General features: G+C 66.4%; 21 protein-coding genes and 1 tRNA gene. 21 read left to right on the top strand and 1 reads right to left on the bottom strand.

The window, feature by feature from the left end:
* Window positions 1-35 precede the first annotated feature (35 nt).
* From tsf to D1610_RS15715, 12 genes are all read left to right on the top strand, one after another.
* A complete protein-coding gene (tsf, locus tag D1610_RS15770; RefSeq protein ID WP_118865147.1) occupies window positions 36-965 on the top strand; it encodes a translation elongation factor Ts in 930 nt (309 codons plus the stop codon).
* A gap of 137 nt (window positions 966-1102) precedes the next feature.
* Window positions 1103-1822, top strand: coding sequence for a UMP kinase (gene pyrH, locus D1610_RS15765; protein ID WP_118865146.1), 720 nt, complete (start codon window positions 1103-1105; stop codon window positions 1820-1822).
* Between the two features lie 12 nt (window positions 1823-1834).
* Entirely contained in the window at window positions 1835-2398 is a 564-nt protein-coding gene (frr, locus tag D1610_RS15760; RefSeq protein WP_118865145.1) for a ribosome recycling factor, read from the top strand.
* The gene (gene uppS / locus D1610_RS15755) at window positions 2395-3117 is read left to right on the top strand and encodes a polyprenyl diphosphate synthase (RefSeq protein WP_281268992.1); all 723 of its coding nucleotides are present in this window, start codon (window positions 2395-2397) and stop codon (window positions 3115-3117) included. Before frr ends, uppS begins: the two co-directional genes overlap by 4 nt.
* A 2-nt stretch (window positions 3118-3119) precedes the next feature.
* A complete protein-coding gene (locus D1610_RS15750) occupies window positions 3120-3908 on the top strand; it encodes a phosphatidate cytidylyltransferase (RefSeq protein ID WP_425453245.1) in 789 nt (262 codons plus the stop codon).
* The gene (locus tag D1610_RS15745) at window positions 3905-5062 is read left to right on the top strand and encodes a 1-deoxy-D-xylulose-5-phosphate reductoisomerase (RefSeq protein ID WP_118865143.1); all 1158 of its coding nucleotides are present in this window, start codon (window positions 3905-3907) and stop codon (window positions 5060-5062) included. The genes D1610_RS15750 and D1610_RS15745 overlap by 4 nt, the downstream gene beginning before the upstream one ends.
* Window positions 5059-6192: a M50 family metallopeptidase gene (locus tag D1610_RS15740; RefSeq protein WP_118865142.1), complete on the top strand. Its 1134-nt coding sequence runs from the start codon at window positions 5059-5061 to the stop codon at window positions 6190-6192. The genes D1610_RS15745 and D1610_RS15740 overlap by 4 nt, the downstream gene beginning before the upstream one ends.
* Before the next feature lie 127 nt (window positions 6193-6319).
* Window positions 6320-9091: an outer membrane protein assembly factor BamA gene (bamA, locus tag D1610_RS15735; protein ID WP_245942329.1), complete on the top strand. Its 2772-nt coding sequence runs from the start codon at window positions 6320-6322 to the stop codon at window positions 9089-9091.
* On the top strand, window positions 9091-9726 hold the full coding sequence (locus D1610_RS15730; protein ID WP_118865141.1) for an OmpH/Skp family outer membrane protein: 636 nt from the start codon (window positions 9091-9093) through the stop codon (window positions 9724-9726). The genes bamA and D1610_RS15730 overlap by 1 nt, the downstream gene beginning before the upstream one ends.
* Window positions 9723-10202 carry a 3-hydroxyacyl-ACP dehydratase FabZ gene (fabZ, locus tag D1610_RS15725; protein ID WP_118865140.1) on the top strand — a complete coding sequence of 160 codons (480 nt, stop codon included), beginning with the start codon at window positions 9723-9725 and terminating at the stop codon, window positions 10200-10202. The genes D1610_RS15730 and fabZ overlap by 4 nt, the downstream gene beginning before the upstream one ends.
* A gap of 78 nt (window positions 10203-10280) precedes the next feature.
* Window positions 10281-10511 (top strand): 50S ribosomal protein L31, encoded by a 231-nt coding sequence (gene rpmE / locus D1610_RS15720; protein WP_118865139.1) that lies wholly within the window; start codon window positions 10281-10283, stop codon window positions 10509-10511.
* Between the two features lie 83 nt (window positions 10512-10594).
* A complete protein-coding gene (locus D1610_RS15715; RefSeq protein WP_118865138.1) occupies window positions 10595-11203 on the top strand; it encodes a hypothetical protein in 609 nt (202 codons plus the stop codon).
* Window positions 11204-11223: 20 nt separating this feature from the next.
* Here D1610_RS15715 and D1610_RS15710 read toward each other — a convergent pair.
* Window positions 11224-11313, bottom strand: a tRNA-Ser gene (locus D1610_RS15710).
* 93 nt (window positions 11314-11406) lie between these two features.
* Between D1610_RS15710 and D1610_RS15705 the strand changes: the two genes are divergently transcribed.
* From D1610_RS15705 to D1610_RS15665, 9 genes are all read left to right on the top strand, one after another.
* Window positions 11407-12447 carry a lytic murein transglycosylase gene (locus D1610_RS15705; protein ID WP_118865137.1) on the top strand — a complete coding sequence of 347 codons (1041 nt, stop codon included), beginning with the start codon at window positions 11407-11409 and terminating at the stop codon, window positions 12445-12447.
* A gap of 91 nt (window positions 12448-12538) precedes the next feature.
* A complete protein-coding gene (locus tag D1610_RS15700) occupies window positions 12539-13075 on the top strand; it encodes a septal ring lytic transglycosylase RlpA family protein (RefSeq protein WP_245942319.1) in 537 nt (178 codons plus the stop codon).
* A 22-nt stretch (window positions 13076-13097) separates the two neighbouring features.
* Window positions 13098-14261, top strand: coding sequence for a D-alanyl-D-alanine carboxypeptidase family protein (locus D1610_RS15695; protein ID WP_118865135.1), 1164 nt, complete (start codon window positions 13098-13100; stop codon window positions 14259-14261).
* The gene (gene tmk, locus D1610_RS15690) at window positions 14258-14887 is read left to right on the top strand and encodes a dTMP kinase (RefSeq protein WP_118865134.1); all 630 of its coding nucleotides are present in this window, start codon (window positions 14258-14260) and stop codon (window positions 14885-14887) included. The genes D1610_RS15695 and tmk overlap by 4 nt, the downstream gene beginning before the upstream one ends.
* Window positions 14884-15888: a DNA polymerase III subunit delta' gene (locus tag D1610_RS15685; RefSeq protein WP_118865133.1), complete on the top strand. Its 1005-nt coding sequence runs from the start codon at window positions 14884-14886 to the stop codon at window positions 15886-15888. Before tmk ends, D1610_RS15685 begins: the two co-directional genes overlap by 4 nt.
* Window positions 15889-16056: 168 nt before the next feature.
* On the top strand, window positions 16057-17598 hold the full coding sequence (gene metG, locus D1610_RS15680) for a methionine--tRNA ligase (protein WP_118865132.1): 1542 nt from the start codon (window positions 16057-16059) through the stop codon (window positions 17596-17598).
* Window positions 17595-18374: a TatD family hydrolase gene (locus D1610_RS15675; protein ID WP_118865131.1), complete on the top strand. Its 780-nt coding sequence runs from the start codon at window positions 17595-17597 to the stop codon at window positions 18372-18374. Before metG ends, D1610_RS15675 begins: the two co-directional genes overlap by 4 nt.
* A complete protein-coding gene (locus D1610_RS15670) occupies window positions 18371-19147 on the top strand; it encodes an MBL fold metallo-hydrolase (protein WP_118865130.1) in 777 nt (258 codons plus the stop codon). The genes D1610_RS15675 and D1610_RS15670 overlap by 4 nt, the downstream gene beginning before the upstream one ends.
* Window positions 19140-19733, top strand: a complete 594-nt coding sequence (locus D1610_RS15665; RefSeq protein WP_118865129.1) for a retropepsin-like aspartic protease family protein — start codon at window positions 19140-19142, stop codon at window positions 19731-19733. The genes D1610_RS15670 and D1610_RS15665 overlap by 8 nt, the downstream gene beginning before the upstream one ends.
* Window positions 19734-19838: the final 105 nt, after the last annotated feature.

The following is a 19838-nucleotide window of genomic DNA, read 5'->3' as shown; positions in this document are numbered from 1 at the left end:
CACCCATATTGATCGACATTCAAAGGACTGAACACATGGCAGAGATCACCGCCGCCGCCGTCAAGGAGCTGCGCGAGCGTTCGGGCGCAGGCATGATGGATTGCAAGAAGGCGCTGAATGAGACCGCCGGCGACATGGAAGCCGCGATGGACTGGCTGCGCACCAAGGGCCTGGCCGCCGCCGCCAAGAAATCGAGCCGCACCGCGGCCGAAGGGCTGGTCGGCGTCGCCGTTTCGGGCACTCGCGGCGCCGCCGTGGAGGTCAATTCGGAAACCGACTTCGTCGCCAAGAACGATCAGTTCCAGAACTTCGTCCGCGAAGTGACGCAGGTCGCGCTGGCCGAGGGCGATTCGATCGACGCGATCAAGGCGGCGAAGATGCCTTCGGGCACGACCGTAGAGGAAACGCTGACCAACAACATCGCCACCATCGGCGAAAACCAGAATCTGCGTCGTGCGCGGGTGCTGGAAGTGTCGCAGGGCGCGGTGGTTCCCTATGTCCACAACGCGGCGTCGCCTGGGCTGGGCAAGATCGGCGTGCTCGTCGCGCTCGAAAGCCACGCGGGCGACGACGTGCTGCAGCCGCTGGGCAAGCAGATCGCGCAGCACGTCGCGGCGGCCTTCCCGCTGGCGCTCGACGAGACCGGTCTCGATCCCGAAGTGCTGGAGCGCGAGCGCGCCATCGCGACCGAGAAGGCTGCCGAATCAGGCAAGCCCGCGGACATCATCGCCAAGATGGTGGAGGGCGGCATCAAGAAGTTCGCCAAGGAGAATGCGCTGCTCAGCCAGCCGATCGTCCATGACGGCAAGACCCCGGTCGCCGACGTCGTCGCCAAGGCGGCCAGGGATGCCGGCAAGTCGATCGTGCTGAAGGACTATGTCCGCTTCCAGCTGGGGGAGGGCATCGAGAAGGAGGCGAGCGATTTCGCCGCCGAGGTCGCCGCCACCGCCGGCCTGAGCAACTGAGCCAGGTCTCCTGCAAAAGCCGTCGCGCCCCGGGGCGCGGCGGCTTTCGCTTATGTGCGCTAAGCCTTGGCTTGGCGTACCGGCCTGACTAAGGTCCGCGCCGCCCCGATCTCGTCTCGACGGAAACCAGCTTTCTTATGACCACGCCCCCGTTCAAGCGCATCCTCCTCAAGCTCTCCGGCGAGGTGCTGATGGGCGAGAACGGGCTCGCCATCGATCCCGCCGTCACCGCGCGGGTGGCGGGCGAGATCGCCGAGGCGAAGGCCAAGGGTTACGAGCTGTGCGTCGTCGTCGGCGGTGGTAACATCTTCAGAGGCCTGGCGGCCGCGGCCAAGGGTTTCGAACGCGCGACGGCCGATTACATGGGCATGCTCGCAACCGTGATGAACGCGCTCGCGGTGCAGAACGCGCTCGAACAGATCGGCGTCGACACGCGCGTGCAATCGGCCATTCCGATGGCCGCGGTGTGCGAGCCCTTCATCCGCCGGCGCGCCGAGCGGCACCTGGAGAAGGGCCGGGTGGTGATCTTCGCCGCCGGCGTCGGCAGCCCGTTCTTCACCACTGACAGCGGCGCCGCGCTGCGCGCCGCCGAGCTCAAATGCGATGCGCTGTTCAAGGGCACCTCGGTCGACGGCGTTTATGACGCCGATCCCAAGAAGGTGCCGGAAGCCAAGCGCTATGAAACAGTAAGTTACGATACGGTGCTGTCGAACAACCTGAGGGTAATGGATGCGAGCGCCGTGGCGCTATGCCGGGACAACGATATCCCGATCGTGGTGTTCAACATCCGCGAGCAGGGCAATCTCGCCCGCGTTCTCGCCGGAGAGGGCATTTCGACGATCGTGCAGAAGGCTTGAAGGAGAGAGACGATGGCTGCCCCGCAGTTCAACAAGGCCGATCTGGAGCGCCGCATGGCCGGCGCGGTCGAGGCGCTGAAGCACGATCTGACCGGTCTTCGCACCGGCCGCGCATCGATAACGCTGCTCGATCCGGTGACGGTCGAGGTCTACGGCGCCAACATGCCGATCAATCAGGTCGCGACCGTATCCGCGCCCGAACCGCGCCTGCTGTCGGTGCAGGTGTGGGACAAGAGCAATGTCGGGCCGGTCGACAAGGCGATCCGCTCGGCGGGGCTGGGCCTCAACCCGATCGTCGACGGGCAGACGCTGCGCCTGCCGATACCCGATCTCACCCAAGAACGGCGCAAGGAACTCGCCAAGCTCGTCGGGCAATATGCCGAGAAGGCCCGCATCGCCGCGCGCAACGTGCGGCGCGATGGCAACGACACGCTCAAGACCGATGAAAAGGGCGGACATTTGTCCGAAGACGAGCGCAAGCGGCACGAGACCGAGGTGCAGAAGCTGACCGACGCGACGATCGCCGACATCGATGCGGCGGCGCACGCCAAGGAAAAGGAAATCCTCGGCAAGTGACGTCAGCGCACGCCGAAGCCGCGGCCCCCGCGAACGGTGCGGGGGGCGTGCCGCGCCACGTCGCCATCATCATGGACGGCAATGGCCGCTGGGCGAAGAAGCGGCTGCTGCCGCGCGTCGCCGGGCACCGCGCCGGCGTCGAGGCGGTGCGCAAGGTCACCCGTGCGGCGCGCGAAATGGGCATCGGCACGCTGACGCTCTACGCCTTCTCCTCGGAGAACTGGCGGCGCCCCGAGGAGGAAATCGGCGACCTGATGGGGTTGCTCAAGCATTTCATCGGCCAGCATCTCGACGAGCTGGTGACGGACGGGATTCACCTTCGCGTGATCGGCGATCTCACGGCTTTCACCCCGGAGATTCGGGCCCTGGTGGAGGATGCGATCGCGCGCACCGCGCCAAACACGGGCCCGCAGTTGGTGATCGCGCTCAACTATGGTGCGCAGGACGAGATACTGCGGGCTGCGCGAATGCTTGCGGCCCAGGGCGGCGAGATCGACAAGGCACGCTTTGAAGGCGCGCTTTACACGCATGACCTGCCGCCGCTCGACTTGCTGATCCGCACTTCGGGCGAGAAGCGCTTGTCCAACTTTCTGCTCTGGCAGGCGGCCTATGCCGAACTGCTCTTCGTCGACACATTGTGGCCCGACTTCGGGCCAGCGGACCTGCGGGCGGCGCTCGACGAATTCGCCCGGCGCGAACGCCGCTACGGTGGCTTGTAACGGTGGCCATACCCAAAAACTGGATGGCGGACCTGCCGCGCAAGACGCTGGTCGCGGCGATACTGATCGCGCTGGCCCTGACCGCGCTCATGCTAGGCGGCGTCGCCTTGTGGCTGCTGGCGGTGATCGCCGGGCTGCTGATGATGGCGGAGTGGGCAGACCTAGCGCGGGTCGAGCCGAAGCAGAAGCGGATCGCGCTGTTCGCGCTCTCGGTGCCGCTCGCCATCCTCTCGCCGCTCGCCGCCGGGCCGGATTTTTTTGCGATGGGGCTGATCGCGGGCGCCGCGTTCTTCGTCGCCGCGGTCACCCGCCAGGGGCAGCTGGCGCTGGGCGTCGCCTATGTCGGCGTTCCGGTGGCCGCGCTGCTCGCGATCCGCAACCTGCCCGACGGCGCGATGCTCGCCTTCTGGTCGCTGGCGATTGTCTGGGCGACCGACATCGGCGCCTATTTCGCCGGGCGCCTGATCGGCGGGCCCAAGCTGATGCCGCGGCTCTCTCCCAACAAGACCTGGGCGGGCCTTGGCGGCGGCATGGTGGCGGCATGGCTCACCGGCATGGCATTTTCGACCTATGGCGGGCTCGATCTGCGACTGGCGTTGCTGAGCCCGCTGCTCGCGATCGTCGCGCAGGCGGGCGATCTGTATGAGAGCGGGCTCAAGCGCAAGGCGGGGGTCAAAGATTCGGGCACCATCCTGCCCGGCCATGGCGGCGTGCTCGATCGGCTCGACGGCGTGGTGACCGTCGCCCCGATCGCCTTCATTCTCATCCTTATCGCGGACCATTTCGCGTGAAACGCGTCAGCATCCTCGGCGCGACCGGGTCGGTCGGGCGATCGACGCTCGATCTGATCGGCCGCGACCCTGCGCGCTTCGAGGTCGTGGCGTTGACCGCCAATTGCGATGTCGACGGTCTCGCCGCCGCCGCGCGCGAACATGGCGCGAAACTGGCCGTTGTCGCGGATGAGCGTTGCTTGCCGGCGCTCACAACGGCGCTGGACGGCAGTGGAATCGAGGCGCGGGGCGGCGCGCAGGCGGTCTGCGAAGCCGCCGCGATGCCGTGCAACTGGACGATGGCGGCGATCGTCGGCGCGGCGGGGCTCAAGCCGGTGATGGCGGCGCTGGGGCAGGGGGCGACGCTCGCGCTTGCCAACAAGGAAGCGCTGGTCTCCGCGGGCAGCATCGTCACCGCCGAAGCCAAGCGCACCGGCGCGACCATCCTGCCGGTCGATTCGGAGCATAATGCGATCTTCCAATGCTTCGCGCCGCATCAGGCGAAGGCGGTGCGCCGGGTGATCCTGACCGCGAGTGGCGGCCCGTTCCGCGCGCTTAGCCGCGCCGAGATGCGCGACATCACCCCCAAGCAGGCGGTGGCGCATCCCAACTGGTCGATGGGCGCCAAAATCTCGGTCGATTCGGCGACGATGATGAACAAGGGCCTCGAACTGATCGAGGCGTTCCATCTGTTCCCGGTCGCCCCCGAGCAGCTGGAGATATTGGTCCACCGCCAGTCGGTGATCCACAGCCTGGTCGAATATGCCGATGGGTCGATGCTGGCGCAGCTGGGATCGCCCGATATGCGCGTGCCGATCGCGCACACGCTCGCCTGGCCCGATCGGATGGCGACTCCGGCCCGGCCGCTCGATCTCGCGGCGATCGGGCGGCTCGATTTCGAGAGCCCCGACCCCGAGCGCTTCCCCGCGCTCCGCCTCGCGCGTGAGGCGCTGGAGGCCGGCGGCGCGCGTCCGGCCATATTGAACGCGGCCAATGAGATCGCGGTGAAGGCTTTTCTGGAAGGCCGTATCGGCTTCCTCGAAATTGCCGCAATCGTCGCCGATACGCTTTCCTGCTACGATCCGCCTGCGCCGGAGACGCTCGACGCCGTGCTGGCGATCGACGCCGAAGCGAGGGGCCTGGCGGACGCGCGTGTGAAGGAAGGCGTAGCTTGATCGAAGCCCCCGGCATTCTCTGGACCATCGCGGCGTTCCTGCTCGTGATCGGTCCGCTCGTGTTCGTGCACGAGCTTGGCCATTATTTCGTCGGACGCTGGTTCGGCGTGAAGGCGGAGGCGTTCTCGATCGGCTTCGGTCGCGAGATCGCGGGCTGGACCGACCGGCGCGGCACGCGCTGGAAGGTCGGCTGGCTGCCGCTGGGCGGTTATGTCCGCTTCGCCGGAGACATGAACCCGGCAAGCCAGCCCGATCCGGAATGGCTGGCCTTGCCTCCGGAAGAGCGGGCGAAGACCTTTCAGGCCAAGCCGCTATGGCAGCGCGCGCTGATCGTGCTCGCCGGCCCCGTCACCAATTTCCTGGTCGCGATCCTGATCCTGATTGGGTTCGCGCTTGCGTTCGGGGACTTGCGCACGCCGGCGGTGGCGAATTCGGTGGAGGCGGGGAGCGCGGCCGAGGCTGCGGGCATTCGCCCTGGCGATCGTATCACGGCATTGGGTGGGCGCGAGATCGAGACGTTCAACGATCTCGCACGCTTTGCTCGGTTGCGGCCCGCCGAGATGGTCCCCCTTACGTTCGTGCGAGAGGGCCGCTCCATCGAAGGCGAAATACGCATCGGCGTGGCGGTTGAGCAGGACCGGTTCGGCAACAGCTATCGGGTCGGGCGCCTCGGCATCGGTGGCGGTATGCCGCAGGCCACGCCGGTGTCCCTGCTCGCCGCGCCGGGTGTGGCGGTGCGCCAGACGGTCGAGATCGTCCAGGACATGGTCTCGGCGATAGGCCAGATCATCACCGGCCGACGCTCGGTCAAGGAGCTGGGCGGACCGCTCAAGATCGCGGAAATCTCCGGTCAGCAGGCGGCGCTGGGGCTGACGCCCTTCATATTCCTGGTCGCGCTCATCTCGATTAATCTGGGATTCATCAACTTATTGCCAGTCCCCATGCTGGATGGAGGACATTTGCTGTTCTATGCCATCGAAGGCGTGACGCGGCGGCCGGTGAACCCCGTAGCGATGGAATGGGCCTTTCGGGGCGGACTGGTGGCGCTGCTGGCGCTGATGGTGTTCGTGACGACCAACGACCTGGCGTCGTTCGGCGTCTGGAACAGGATCGCCGGGTTGATCGGCTGAGCGGGTTCGGGCAGGGCAGCGCGGCCCTTCGCGGATGACGAAGATGGCAACTCTCGATTTAGTTTGGGGTGGACGGGTGACAGCGAAGACAGCAACCGCATTCGGCAAGCGCAGCAGCGCGGCCCTGATGGTGGGCACGATCCTTTCGGGGATAGCCATGCCGGCCTTCGCCCAGGACGCTCCGCCGCCCGCCGCGACCGCGCCGGAGACGCCGCCCGAGCCTGCTCCGGCAGCACAGTCCGCTCCAGCGACGCCGCAAAACGCGCCCGCGACTACGCCCGCCCAGGCCGCACCTGTCGAGCAGCAGCGCATCATCAAATCCGTGACCGTTTCCGGATCGCAGCGGATCGAGCCGGATACCGTCTTGCAGCGCACGACACTGCGCCCCGGCCAGCCCTATACCCAGGAAACGCTCGATCAGGCGCTGCGCGATCTCTACGCGTCCGATCTGTTCGCCGACGTCCAGATCGACGGCGTGCAGACCGGCGAGCTGGTGATCCGCATCCGCGAGAACCCGGTAATCAACCGCATCGTCCTTGAGGGCAACAAGAGCCTGAAGGAAGACAAGATCCGGCCCGAGATCAAGCTCGCGCCCCGGCAGATCTTCACGCGCCCAGCGGTGCGCGCGGACGTCGCCCGCATCATCGAGCTCTACCGCCGGCAAGGCCGCTTCGCCGCTACGGTAGAGCCCAAGAGCGTCGCGCTCGACCAGAATCGCGTCGATATCGTCTTCGAGATCAGCGAGGGGCCGAAATCCAAGGTCCGCCAGATCAACATCATCGGCAACGAGGTGTTCGACGACGGCAAGCTGCGCAGCCAGATGCTGACCAAGCAGGCGCGTTTCTTCCGCATCTTTTCGTCGGGCACGAGCTACGATCCCGATCGCCTGGCCTATGACCAGCAGAAGCTCCGCCAGTTCTACCTGACCGAAGGCTATGCCGATTTCCGCGTCGTCTCCGCGGTCGCCGAGCTGACCCCCGACCGGCGCGATTTCGTCATCACCTACGTCGTCGAGGAAGGCGAGCGCTACAAGATCGAGAATGTCGAGGTCGACAGCGAAATACGCGATTTCAACAATGAGCGCCTCGCCGCCAGCCTGCCGATCAAGAAGGGCGACTGGTACAACGCCCAGTTGGTCGAGGATTCGGTCGAGAGCATCAGCAACACCGCCGGACTGGTCGGCTACGCCTTTGCCGATGTGCGGCCTGAATTCATCCGCGACAAGGAAGCGCGCACCATGTCGCTGGTGTTCAAGATCGCGGAGAGTCCGCGCGTCTATGTCGAGCGGGTCGACATCAACGGCAACACGACCACGCAGGACAAGGTGATCCGTCGCGAGATGCGCCTTGCCGAGGGCGACGCGTTCAACTCCTTCCAGCTCAAGCGATCGGCCGACCGGATCAATTCGCTGGGCTATTTCCAAGAGAATCTGGAGATCGAGCAGAAGCGCGTCGCCGATGACCGCGTCGTGCTCGAAGCCAATGTCCAAGAAAAGGCGACCGGCGAATTACAGCTCTCGGCCGGCTTCTCGAGCCTTGAGCGCTTCATCATCAATGCCTCGATCCGCCAGCGCAACTTCCGCGGCAAGGGGCAAGAGCTGCGCGCCAGCGTCAACTATTCGACCTATTCGAAGTCGGCCGAGATCGGTTTCACCGAACCCTATCTGTTCGACAAGAACATCGCGGTGGGCGGCGACATATTCCGCCGTGATTACAATGCGTTCAACTACAGCGGCGATGAACGCCAGACGACCTATTCGCAGGTGTCGACCGGTTTCCAGCTGCGCACGGGCGTGCCGATCACCGAGTATCTTTCGGTTGCTGCACGGTACGGTTTGACCTTTGACGATGTGTCGCTGGACGAGAATCAGTTCTTCACCGGCGGCCGGTGCGATCCGCTTCGCGCCGGGCGATATCTGTGCGACGCGATCGGCGAGCGCGCGACGTCGTCGGTCGGCTATTCGATCATCTACGACAGCCTGAACAGCCGTTTGCGGCCGTCTGCCGGCCATCGGGCAGTGCTGAGCCAGGACTTCGCCGGGCTGGGCGGCGACGTCCGCTACCTGCGCACGCGCTTCGACGCCGATAAATATTGGCACGTCGGCGGCGGGTTCATTTTCTCGGTGGGACTGGAGGGCGGCTATATCCTGCCGCTTGAGGAAAGCCGCGGGCCCGGGATCGACAAGGTCCGCATTACCGATCGCTTCTATCTGGGCGAACCGCAGTTCCGCGGCTTCGACATCCGCGGCGTCGGCCCGCGCATATTGCGGTCGCCCTATACCGGCACCGTAGCCGGTGGAGATCAGGCCGTGGTCACCGATCGCGATCGGATCGTGGACGACGCGCTGGGCGGCCGCGCTTACTATCTTGGCCGGGCCGAGCTGGAGATTCCGCTGGGCGCCGGCGCGCGCGAGCTGGGTCTGCGGCCGTCGATCTTCGTCGATGTCGGCGCGCTATGGAACGTGACCCGGCCGCTGCCGACGGTGGTGTTCCCTCAGGCGACCGATGAGGACGGCAATTTGCTGTTCAATGAAGACGGTTCGCCGTCGCTGCTGCCGCTGGTGACCGACGTCAACGACAGCGCTGGCCGGCCCCTTTACGTCGTCCCCTCCGATGCGACGTCCAATCCGGGCCAGGTGACGACCTGCCAGGTCGGCTATTCGGCGACCGCAGGCGGAACCTGCGAGGGCACGTCGGTGAACACCCGCTTCACCAACACGACCAATCCGTTCTTCGAGCAATTCCTGGGCGATACGCCCAAGCCGCGCCTCTCGGTGGGTTTCGGCGTCAACTGGAATTCGCCGTTCGGTCCGCTTAGGATCGATGTGGCCAAGGCGCTGATAACCGCCGAGGGGGATGACCCCAAACTCTTCACGTTCAACGTAGGGACACAATTCTGATGCGAATTCTCAACAGCCTGGCTGCTTCGGCCGTCGTCACCGCCGCGCTCGCGGCCACGCCGGCAAGCGCCCAGACGCTGCCCGACGCCAAGATCGCGATCGTCGACGCCGAGCGGGTCATGCGCGACTGCAACGCCTGCAAAACGGCCAACACGCAGCTCCAACAGCAGCTCACCCAGCTGCAGCAGCGCGCCCAGGCGGCGGGCCAGCCGCTGCAGACCGAGGCCCAGTCGCTTCAGGCGGCGATCAAGGCGGCCAACAACCGCCCCGATGCGGCGCTGACCCAGCGCATTCAGGCCTTCGAGACCAGGCAGCAGGCGGCGCAGCGTCAGGTGCAGCAGGAGGAAGCGACCTTCCAGCGCAACGTCGCCTATGTGCGCCAGCAGATCGGCCAGCGGATGCTGCCGATCATCAACCAGATCGCGCAGCAGCGCGGCGCGACGATCGCGGTGGACAAGAACAACACTTTCTACAATGCCGCCAATGTCGATATCTCGGACGCGGTACTCGCGCAGCTCAACCAGCAACTGCCGAGCGTCAGCACGACCGCGCCGCCGCCGCAGCAGCAGCCGGCAGCCGGGACCGCGCCCGCCACGCCGACACCGGCGCCGAGCACGACGAACCCGGGCCGGTGAGCGAAGCCGCCGGCGAGCGGGCCGCATTCGACCCGCTCGATATCCGCAAGGTGATGGCGGCGCTGCCGCACCGCTATCCGATGCTGCTGGTCGACCGCGTCGAGGAGCTTATCCCCGACCGGTCGATCGCCGCGATCAAGGCGGTGACGATCAATGAGGGCTTCTTCCAGGGGCATTTCCCCGGCCGCCCGATCATGCCCGGCGTGCTGATCGTCGAGGCGCTGGCGCAGGCGGCGGGCGTGCTTGCCGTCGAAAGCTTCGGTCTCGCCGGATCGGGCAAGCTCGTTTATTTCATGGCGATCGACGAAGCCAAGTTCCGCGCGCCGGTGGAACCCGGCGTGCTGCTTCGGCTGGAGGTCGAATTCGCCCAGAAGCGGGCCACGGTCTGCAAGTTTGCCGGCAAGGCGCTGGTCGACGGCAAGGTCGCGGCGCAGGCCAACTTCACCGCGATGATCGCGGATCCGCCTTCCGCTTGAGTTTTGCGCCCGCACCCTGTAGGGCGCGCGCTTCATTTCCAGGGCTGGTCGGAAACCAGCCCGCAAGGAGCCTGACCGATGAAGAAAGACGTCCACCCCGACTACCACATGATCAAGGTGCAGATGACCGACGGCACCGTGTACGAAACTCGCTCCACCTGGGGCAAGGAGGGCGACACAATGACGCTCGAGATCGACCCGCTCGCGCACCCCGCCTGGACGGGCGGCAAGGGGCAGATGCTTGATGCAGGCGGCCAGGTCGCGCGCTTCAACAAGCGCTTCGGCGGGCTGTCGCTGGGCAAGAAGTAACTCCGAAATCGGGCAAAACTCATTTGCCCGGCCTCCGGGCCGGTGCGACAACTCCCTCGAGGCACACTCGGGGGAGTTGTCATATGAACTATCTGACCTATGGCGCTGGTCGGTGTCGCGCCTGCGGCCTTCGCGGCGCCAGTCACCAGATCCAGGAAAGCCAGCAAAGCCGCTTTCACGCGATGCGCTTCGTCGCGGAGATGGCCGCCCAGCCGATGATGATGCCTGCGGGCGGCTTCATCATGACCGACCCCAACGCGCACAAGTTCATGGTCGGCGTGCTCTGCGCTTCCGGGCAAACACTCGTCGCATGCTCGGGCAACCATGACAATTTCGCGCCGATGATCGCGGCCGCTGCGCGCTTCGGCTATACGGTCGCGCAATATCAGGCGCCGCCGTACCGTGCGCGTGGCGGCGGAGCGCTGACCCTTGCCGAAGTGCAAGGGACTCATGCCGGCGGCCACGCGCCGCAGCCGGGACGATGCGCCGCGCCCAAGCTGATCAACGAGGCCATCGCCCGCAACCTGCACCTCAACGGCGCCTGGCGGAACTGGGCCATGACAGAGACCTATTACCAGCCCAGCACGGCGCGCCGGACGCATGAGCTGTACAATGTACCACCGCCCTACACGCACGGGCTTTCAGCCGACCACTGTGCCACCTGCGCCAATCTGGTCTGGTGCCGATGCTGATGTGCGGTCAGCGCGCTTGATGGCGGACAGGGTGGGATTCGAACCCACGGTGAGCTTGCACCCACGGCGGTTTTCAAGACCGCTGCCTTAAACCACTCGGCCACCTGTCCTTGGGCAAGGCGCATATCGTCCGCGCGGTCTGCTGTGCAAGGGGCGGGGTGAAAGGTTTCGCTGTTCCGGGCAGGATGTGGCACAAACCAGCCATGCGGGGGACAGTTTTGCGTATTCGGACCTTTATCGCGGCGATCGCCGCTTGTTTCACTTTCACGGCCTTTCCGGCGTCGGCGCAGGATCCGGCCGGTCTGCAGCCCTATCTCTACAGCCTGCGCGACAAGGCGGAGGCGATGGGCATCAGCCGTGCCACCTTCGACCGGGTGGTGCCGACGCTCACCTACAATCCGCGCGTGGTCGAGCTCGACCGCGGCCAGCCGGGCGGATCGAGCAGCTCGGCGATCCCGCCGTTCGCGCCCTACAAGGCGCGCCATGTCGATGCGGCGCGGATCAATCGCGGCCGCGCCAAGTATCAGGCGCTGCGTCCGCGCCTCGAGGCGATCGAGCGCCGCACCGGCGTGCCCGAATCGATCATGGTGGCGATCTGGGGGCATGAGACCAATTATGGCGGCTATACCGGCGATTTCGATCTGCTGCGGAGTCTCGCGACGCTGGCTTATGAAGGCCGGCGGCGGTCGCTGTTCGAGCCCGAGTTCCTCGCCACGCTGAAGATGCTCGACGACGGCGTGTCGCGCGAGCAGTTGAAGGGCAGCTGGGCGGGGGCGACGGGCTATCCGCAGTTCCTGCCCTCGGTTTACCTCCGGCTGGCCAAGGACGGCGACGGCGACGGCCGCGCCGATATCTGGCGCAGCGAGGCGGATACGCTCGCCTCGATCGCCAATTATTTCGTCAATGCCGGCTGGCGGCCCAACGTGCCATGGGGCGTCGCGGTCAGCGTGCCCTCCGGGCTCGACCGATCGGACCAGGTCAATCGGCTCGTCTCACCGCGCTGTCCTCGCGTTTTCGAGCGCCACAGCCGCTGGCGGACGGTCGCCGAATGGCGCGCGCTGGGCATCGGCGTCCCACCGGGATCGGGGCTGCGCGACAGCGATCTCGCCAGCCTGATCGAGCCCGACGGACCGGGCCGGACCGCCTATCTGCTCACCGGCAACTACCGGGTGATCCTCGATTACAACTGCTCCAATTTCTACGCCTTGTCGGTGGGGTTGTTGGCGGATGAAGTCGCGAAATAGCCTTTTGGCGGCAGGCCTGCTGCTCGCCGGGTGCGCCGGCGGACCACCGATGGGCGGGCCCTTCGAACCAGCGGATTACGACGAAACAGGCATGGCGGGCTGGTACGGCGCGGAACTGGCCGGGCGCCCCACCGCCAGCGGTGAGCGCTTCGACCCCTCAGGCATGACCGCGGCCCACCGCACCCTTCCGCTCGGTTCGCATGTCGAGGTCACCTCAATCGCCAATGGTCGCAATGTCGTGCTGAGGATCAACGATCGCGGCCCCTATCACGGGAAGCGAATCATCGATCTGTCGCGTGCCGCGGCCCAGCGGCTGGGGATATCCGGCATCGGCCGGGTACGCGTGCGCAGCGTCGATTCGGGCTATGCGCGGCAGGCGCTGCCACAGGCTCCGGCGTTGGCGGGAACGGCTGCTGGGCCGGGGCCATTCCGCATCCAGGTCGCGAGTTTCCACGACGAGGACCGCGCCCGGGCGCTCGCCCGGCGGATCGACGGCGAAGCCGATCGGGCCGGTGCGCTCTGGCGCGTCACGCTCGGGCCGTTTAAGGATGCCCGCAGCGCGAACGCCGCGCGCGCCGAAATCGCCGCCGACGGCTTCGGCGACGCGGTGATCCAACCCGTTCCCTGATGCCCAAGAGGTGCGTATCCCCGTGAAGACCCCGATCGCCGTTCCCGTCGCCGCCCTGCTCATCGCCATTCCCGGCCAGGCCGCGGCGCCGCCCTTCGATACGCCGGCCAAGGTCGCTTACATGAAGGATCTGAGCTCGGGCGCGGTGCTCTACGCCAAGAACGAAGACATGCGCATGCCGCCGGCTTCGATGGCGAAGATGATGACGGTCTATGTCGCCTTCGACCTGATCAAGAAGGGCGAATTGAAGCTCGACCAGATGGTCACGGTCAGGCCGGAGACCTGGGAGAAATGGCACGGTCCGCAGGCCGGATCGACCATGTTCCTGTCGCCCAACGAGCGGGTGAGCGTCGAAAATCTGCTCTACGGCATCGTCACGCTTTCGGGGAACGACGCCTGTGTCGTGCTGGCCGAGGAAATCTCCGGCACCGAAGAGGCGTTCGCCCAGCAGATGACGCGCTATGCCAGGAAGATCGGCATGAACGACAGCCGCTTCGGCAACTCGAACGGCTGGCCGGACGAAGGGCGCACCTATGTCACCGCGGAGGACCTGACCACGCTCGCCGCGCGGACGATCGAGGACTTCCCCGATCTCTACAAGAAGTTCTATTCGAAGGAGAGCTTCACCTGGGGCAAGACGATGGGCGGTGCGGCGATCACCCAGCAGAATCGCGATCCGCTGCTCGGCCGTGTCGAAGGAGCTGACGGGCTCAAGACCGGCCATACCGAGGAGGCGGGCTACGGCTTCACCGGTTCGGCCGAACAGAATGGCCGCCGCATCGTGATGGTCGTCGCGGGCCTCGATTCCTATGGCGGCCGCGCCGAGGAATCGGTCCGCTTCATGGATTGGGGCTTTCGCGCCTGGGATTCGCGCCCGCTCGCGGCCAAGGGCAAGCGGATCGAGGCGGCCGAGGTGCAAATGGGCGATGCCGACACCGTGGGCCTGGTCGCGCCCAAGAATCTCGCGGTGACGCTGCCCAAGGGCGCCGCGTCCGAGATGCGCGTCAGCGTGGTCTATAACGGCCCGGTCAAGGCGCCGATCAAGCAGGGGCAGCATATCGCGGACCTGGTGGTGCGCACCCCCGACATGCCGGCGCAGACGATGCCGCTGGTCGCCGAGGCCGCGGTGGAGGAAGCCGGCTTCTTCCGCCGCGCCTGGCTTGGCCTGACGTCGCTGTTCGGGTGACGGCGGGGCGCTTCATCAGCCTGGAAGGCGGCGAGGGCGTCGGCAAATCAACCCAGGCGCGCGCGCTGGCCGATGCGCTGGCGCGGCGCGGGATCGAGTGCGAGGTCACGCGCGAGCCCGGCGGCAGCGCCGGCGCGGAGGCGATCCGCGGGCTGCTGATGGCGGGCGCGGTCGATCGCTGGAGTCCGCATGCCGAGGCGCTGCTGTTCGCCGCCGCGCGATCCGACCATATCGACCGGCTGATCCATCCGGCCGTCGAGGCGGGACGCTGGGTGATCTGCGACCGCTTTCTCGATTCGACGCGGGCCTATCAGGGCGTCGCCGGCGGTATCGACGACGGCGCGATCCTGGCGCTGCACGCCTTCGGCAGCCGCGGCCTGCTGCCCGATCGGACGCTGGTGCTGACCCTTCCGGACGAGGAGGCGGCGGCGCGGGCAAGCGCGCGCGACGGCGCCGCGAACGATCGCTTCGGCCTTCGCGACGAGAATTTCCACCGCGCCGTGAACGCGGCGTTTCGCGGCTTCGCCGAAGCGGAGCCCGACCGCTTCCGGTTGATCGACGCCACCGGATCGAAGCAGGACGTCACCGATCGTCTCGTCGCCGCTGTCGCCGACTGGCTGCCGTGACGATCATCCGGGGCCAGGATACGGCGCTCGCGCAGTTTCGCGCCGCGATGGATTCGGGCGCGCTCCATCATGCCTGGCTGATCGCCGGGCCCGAGGGGTCAGGGAAGGGGACCTTCGCGCGGATCGCCGCGCTGCGGATGCTGGCCGAGGCGCAGGATGCCGATGGGCTGCCGCGAGGCTTCCAGACGCCATCCAGCCATCCGGCCGCGCATCTGTTCGCAGCGGGCAGCCATCCCGACTATCGGCTGCTCGACCGCCTGCCCGCCGACGCCAAGGAACGCGCCAGGCCGCGCGCCGAATGGGATCCGGAGGGCAAGCTCGCGCGCAACGTCTCGATCGATCAGGTGCGCGCGTTGCAGCCGCTGTTCGCCACCGCGCCCTCGCTTTCGCGCCGCCGCGTGGTGGTGATCGATTCGATCGACGATCTAGAGCGCGCCGCCGCCAACGCATTGCTCAAGAATCTGGAGGAGCCGCCGCAGGGAACGGTCTTCCTGTTGGTCAGCCACGCGCCGGGCCGGTTGCTGCCGACGATCCGTTCGCGCTGCCGGCTGCTGCGCTTCGCCGCGCTTGACGATGACGCCATGGCGGCGGCGCTTCGTGCGCACGATCCGTCGCTCCCGGACGACAGAATCGCCGCCCTGATCAAAGCGGGGGAGGGCTCTGTCGGGCGCGCATTGCACATGGCGGGCCTCGATCTGGCTGCGATCGATGCCGTGCTTGCCGACATCGCCCGTAGCGGCGATCCGACCAACGCCCAGCGCATCGCGCTTGGCCGCGCGGTCAGCGGCAAGGCGGCGCAGCCGCGTTACGAGGCGATGCTCGATCGTGCGCCCGGCTTCATCGCGCGTGAGGCGCGATCGCGCCGCGGCCAGCCGCTCGCCGAAGCCATCGCCGCATGGGAAGCCGCGCGCGCACTCGCGGCAAGCGCGCTGCCGCTGAATCTCGATCCCGCCACCGTCGCTTTCGAGATGGGCGGCCATGTCGCGCGATTGGCCAAGTAGCAAGATCTATTGTCGCCCCTGCGAAAGCATGGGCCCATCCGAGCTCACTCCAAGCGCAGCGGCTGATGGATGGCATAGATAGGCCCCTGCCTCCGCAGGGGCGACAGTGCCAGAGTGTGCCCAATCGTCTTCTAAACCCGCCGGCGATGCGATAGAGCCGCCGGCGACATGACCGACCCCTTCTATATCACCACCGCGATCAGCTACCCCAATGGCCGCCCCCATATCGGCCACGCCTATGAGGCGATCGCGACCGACGCGATCGCGCGCTACCAGCGGCAGCTGGGCCGCGACGTCCGCTTCCTCACCGGCACCGACGAGCATGGGCTGAAGATGGTGCAGGAGGCGCGCAGGCGCGGTGTCGAGCCGCGCGAACTCGCCGATGAAATGAGCGGTTATTTCAAGGCAATGGCGGATGCCTTGAATATTTCTTATGATCGTTTCATCCGCACCGTCGATGTCGATCACCACCATGCCAGCCAGGCGATCTGGCAGGCCATGGCGGATGCCGGCGACCTCTATCTGGACCGCTACGAAGGCTGGTATTCGGTTCGCGACGAGGCGTTCTACGACGAGAGCGAGCTGACCGAGGGGGAAGGGGGCGGGAAGCTTTCCCCGCAAGGCACGCCGGTCGAATGGACCGAGGAGGAGACCTGGTTCTTTCGTCTCTCCAAATATCAGCAGCCGCTGCTCGATCATTATGCGGCCAACCCCGAATTCATCCGGCCCGAAAGCCGCCGCAACGAAATCCTGCGCTTCGTGGAAGGCGGCCTTGCCGACCTGTCGGTCTCGCGCACCAGCTTCGACTGGGGCGTGCCCGTGCCCGGCAGCCCGGGGCATGTCATGTATGTTTGGGTCGATGCGCTGACCAACTATCTGACCGGGGCCGGCTATCCTGATAATATCGAGCTTTATCAGGATTATTGGCCGGCGAACCTGCATATCATCGGCAAGGACATCGTCCGCTTCCACACGGTCTATTGGCCCGCCTTTCTGATGAGCGCGAAGCTGCCGCTGCCGGTCTCCGTGTTCGGCCACGGCTTCCTGCTCAACCGGGGCGAGAAGATGTCGAAGAGTCTCGGCAACGTCACCGATCCGATGGCGCTCGCCGAACGGCATGGCGTGGATGCGATCCGGTACTTCCTGCTGCGCGAGGTGAGCTTCGGCCAGGACGGCAGCTATTCGGAAGAAGCGATCGTGACCCGCTGCAACGCCGATCTCGCCAACAATCTCGGCAATCTTGCGCAGCGCAGCCTGTCGATGATCGCCAAGAATTGCGGCGGACGCGTGCCCGAGGCGGGGCCCCGCACCGACGCCGAGGAAACTCTGTTCGCCAGCATCGACCGCGCCGAAGCGGGAATGCACGAAGCGATGAAGGATCTGGCGATCCACAATGCGCTCGATGCGATCTGGGCGGCGGCGCGCGACGCCAACCAGTATTTCGCCGACCAGGCGCCCTGGGCGGTGCGCAAAACCGATCCGGCGCGCGCCGACACCATCCTGTATGTGACTGCGGAAGCGATCCGCCGCATCGCCATCATGGCGCGCTGGGCGGTTCCCGCCGGAGCGGACAAGCTGCTCGACCTGCTGGGACAGGATGGCGACAAGCGCAGCTTCGAAGCACTCGGCTGGCCGATCGCGGCGGGCGAGGCGCTGCCCGCGCCGCAGGGCGTGTTCCCTCGGCTGGAGCTGGCGGAGGAAGCGGCGTGACCTTCGTCGACAGCCATTGTCATTTGAATTACAAGGGCTTGATCGAGGATCAGGCGAGCGTGCTCGAACGCGCCCGCGCGCGTGGCGTCGGCACCATGCTCAATATCTCCACCCGCGAGCGTGAATGGGATGACGTCATCGCCACCGCCGAGCGCGAGGCGGACGTGTTCGCCACCGTCGGCATCCATCCGCACGAAGCGGATGCGCATCCCAACATCGATACCGCCAAGCTGGTCGCCAAAGCCGCGCATCCCAGGGTGATCGGCATCGGCGAAAGCGGGCTCGACTATTATTACGATCATTCGGATCGGGAGCGGCAGCAGGCGAGTTTCCGCGCGCATATCCGCGCCTCGCGCGAGACGGGCCTGCCGATCGTCGTCCATACGCGAGACGCCGAGGCGGACACCGCGAGAATCCTGCGCGAGGAGATGGAGCAGGGGGCCTATCCCGGCGTCATCCACTGCTTCACCGCCAGCGGCGAGTTCGCCGATATCGCGCTCGATCTGGGCCTCTACATCTCGATCTCGGGGATCGTGACCTTCAAGAACGCGAAGGATCTGCAGGCGACCGCCGCTAGGCTGCCGCTGGACAGGCTGCTGATCGAGACCGATTCCCCGTTTCTCGCGCCGGTGCCGCATCGCGGCAAGACCGGGGAACCGGCGTTCGTCGCCGACACCGCAGCGTTCCTGTCCGGTTTGCGGGGCGAATCGATCGAGGAGCTGGCCGAAGCGACGACGCGCAACTTCTTCGAACTGTTCGCGAAAGCGGCTGCGTGAAGATCAGGATACTCGGCTGCGGCACCTCCTCGGGCGTGCCGCGGATCGGCAACGATTGGGGCGTCTGCGACCCCGCCGAGCCGCGCAACCGCCGCACGCGCGCCTCGATCCTCGTCAGCACCGCCACCACCCGCATCCTGATCGACACGGGCCCCGACATGCGCGAGCAGCTGCTCGCCGCCGATGTCGCCGATGTCGATGCGGTGATCTGGACGCACGACCATGCCGATCACTGTCATGGGATCGACGATCTCCGGCAGCTCTACCATGCCCGCGGCCGGCCGGTGCGCGGCCTGGCGCGGCCGGAAACGCTCGCATCGCTGACGGAGCGCTTCGCCTATGCCTTCAACGGACGCGACGGCTATCCGCCGACGGTGGCGGGGGAGGACTTGCCCGATCGCATCGAGATCGGCGACATAGCGGTGACCGTGGTCGATCAGCCGCACGGTTCGATCACCTCCGCGGGATTGGTGTTCGAAACTGCGGATGGCCGGGCCTCAGCGGGATATTCGACTGATTTTAACGAAATGACGCCTGAAATGGCGATATTGTATCAGCGCCTCGATCTATGGGTGGTCGATGCGCTCAGGGCGAAGCCGCATCCGACTCATCCGCATCTCGATCGCACGCTCGGCTGGATCGCCGAATTCGCGCCCAGGCGTGCGGTGTTGACGCATATGGATCAGTCGATGGACTATGCGACGCTGGCGCGCGCGCTGCCCGCCGGGGTCGAGCCGGGCCATGACGGCATGGAGATCGTGATCGATGGCTGACTGGCAGACCGCTGGGCTTATCGGCGGCATCGGCTGCCTCGTGCTGGTGCTGAGCAGCCTGATCGCGCGGCGCGTGCCGCTGGGCCAGACCGTGAAGCTGGCGCTGATCTGGGCGGCGATCTTCATCGGCGCGGCGCTGATCGTCGGCCAACGCCATCACCTGGCGCGGCTGTGGAACGACGCCTTCGGCAATCAGCAGGTCCAAGGCGGCGCGCTCAGGATCGCGGTTGGCGAGGACGGTCATTTCTGGGCGGATGCCGAGGTCAACGGCCGGCCGGTGCGCTTCATGATCGACAGCGGCGCGACGGTGACCGCGATGTCGCGCAGCGCCGCTATGGCGGCCGGCATCGAGATCGGCGACAGCGGCCTTCCCGTGACGATCTCGACGGCCAACGGCGATGTCAGCGCACGGCGCGCGCGGATCGACGAGATGCGCATCGGGCCGATCGTCGCCGACGACCTGGCGGTGGTCGTCGCCAAGGAGTTCGGCGACACCAACGTGCTCGGCATGAACTTCCTGTCGCAACTGGCCAGCTGGCGCGTGGAGGGCGGTTTCCTGATCCTCCAGCCCGCGCCACCGGCCTAGATTTTACATAATGTATATTATCGGACTTTGAGATTGAACGAAGCAGCCCGCCCTTCGCGTCAGGATCGTCTGGACCATCCGGATCATCTGGACCAGTCGGATCAT

The sequence above is a fragment of the Sphingomonas gilva genome (genome assembly GCF_003515075.1).
GTDB lineage: Bacteria > Pseudomonadota > Alphaproteobacteria > Sphingomonadales > Sphingomonadaceae > Sphingomonas > Sphingomonas gilva.
Note: the sequence above shows the minus strand (reverse complement) of the source record. Positions and strands in the feature narration are given on the sequence as shown.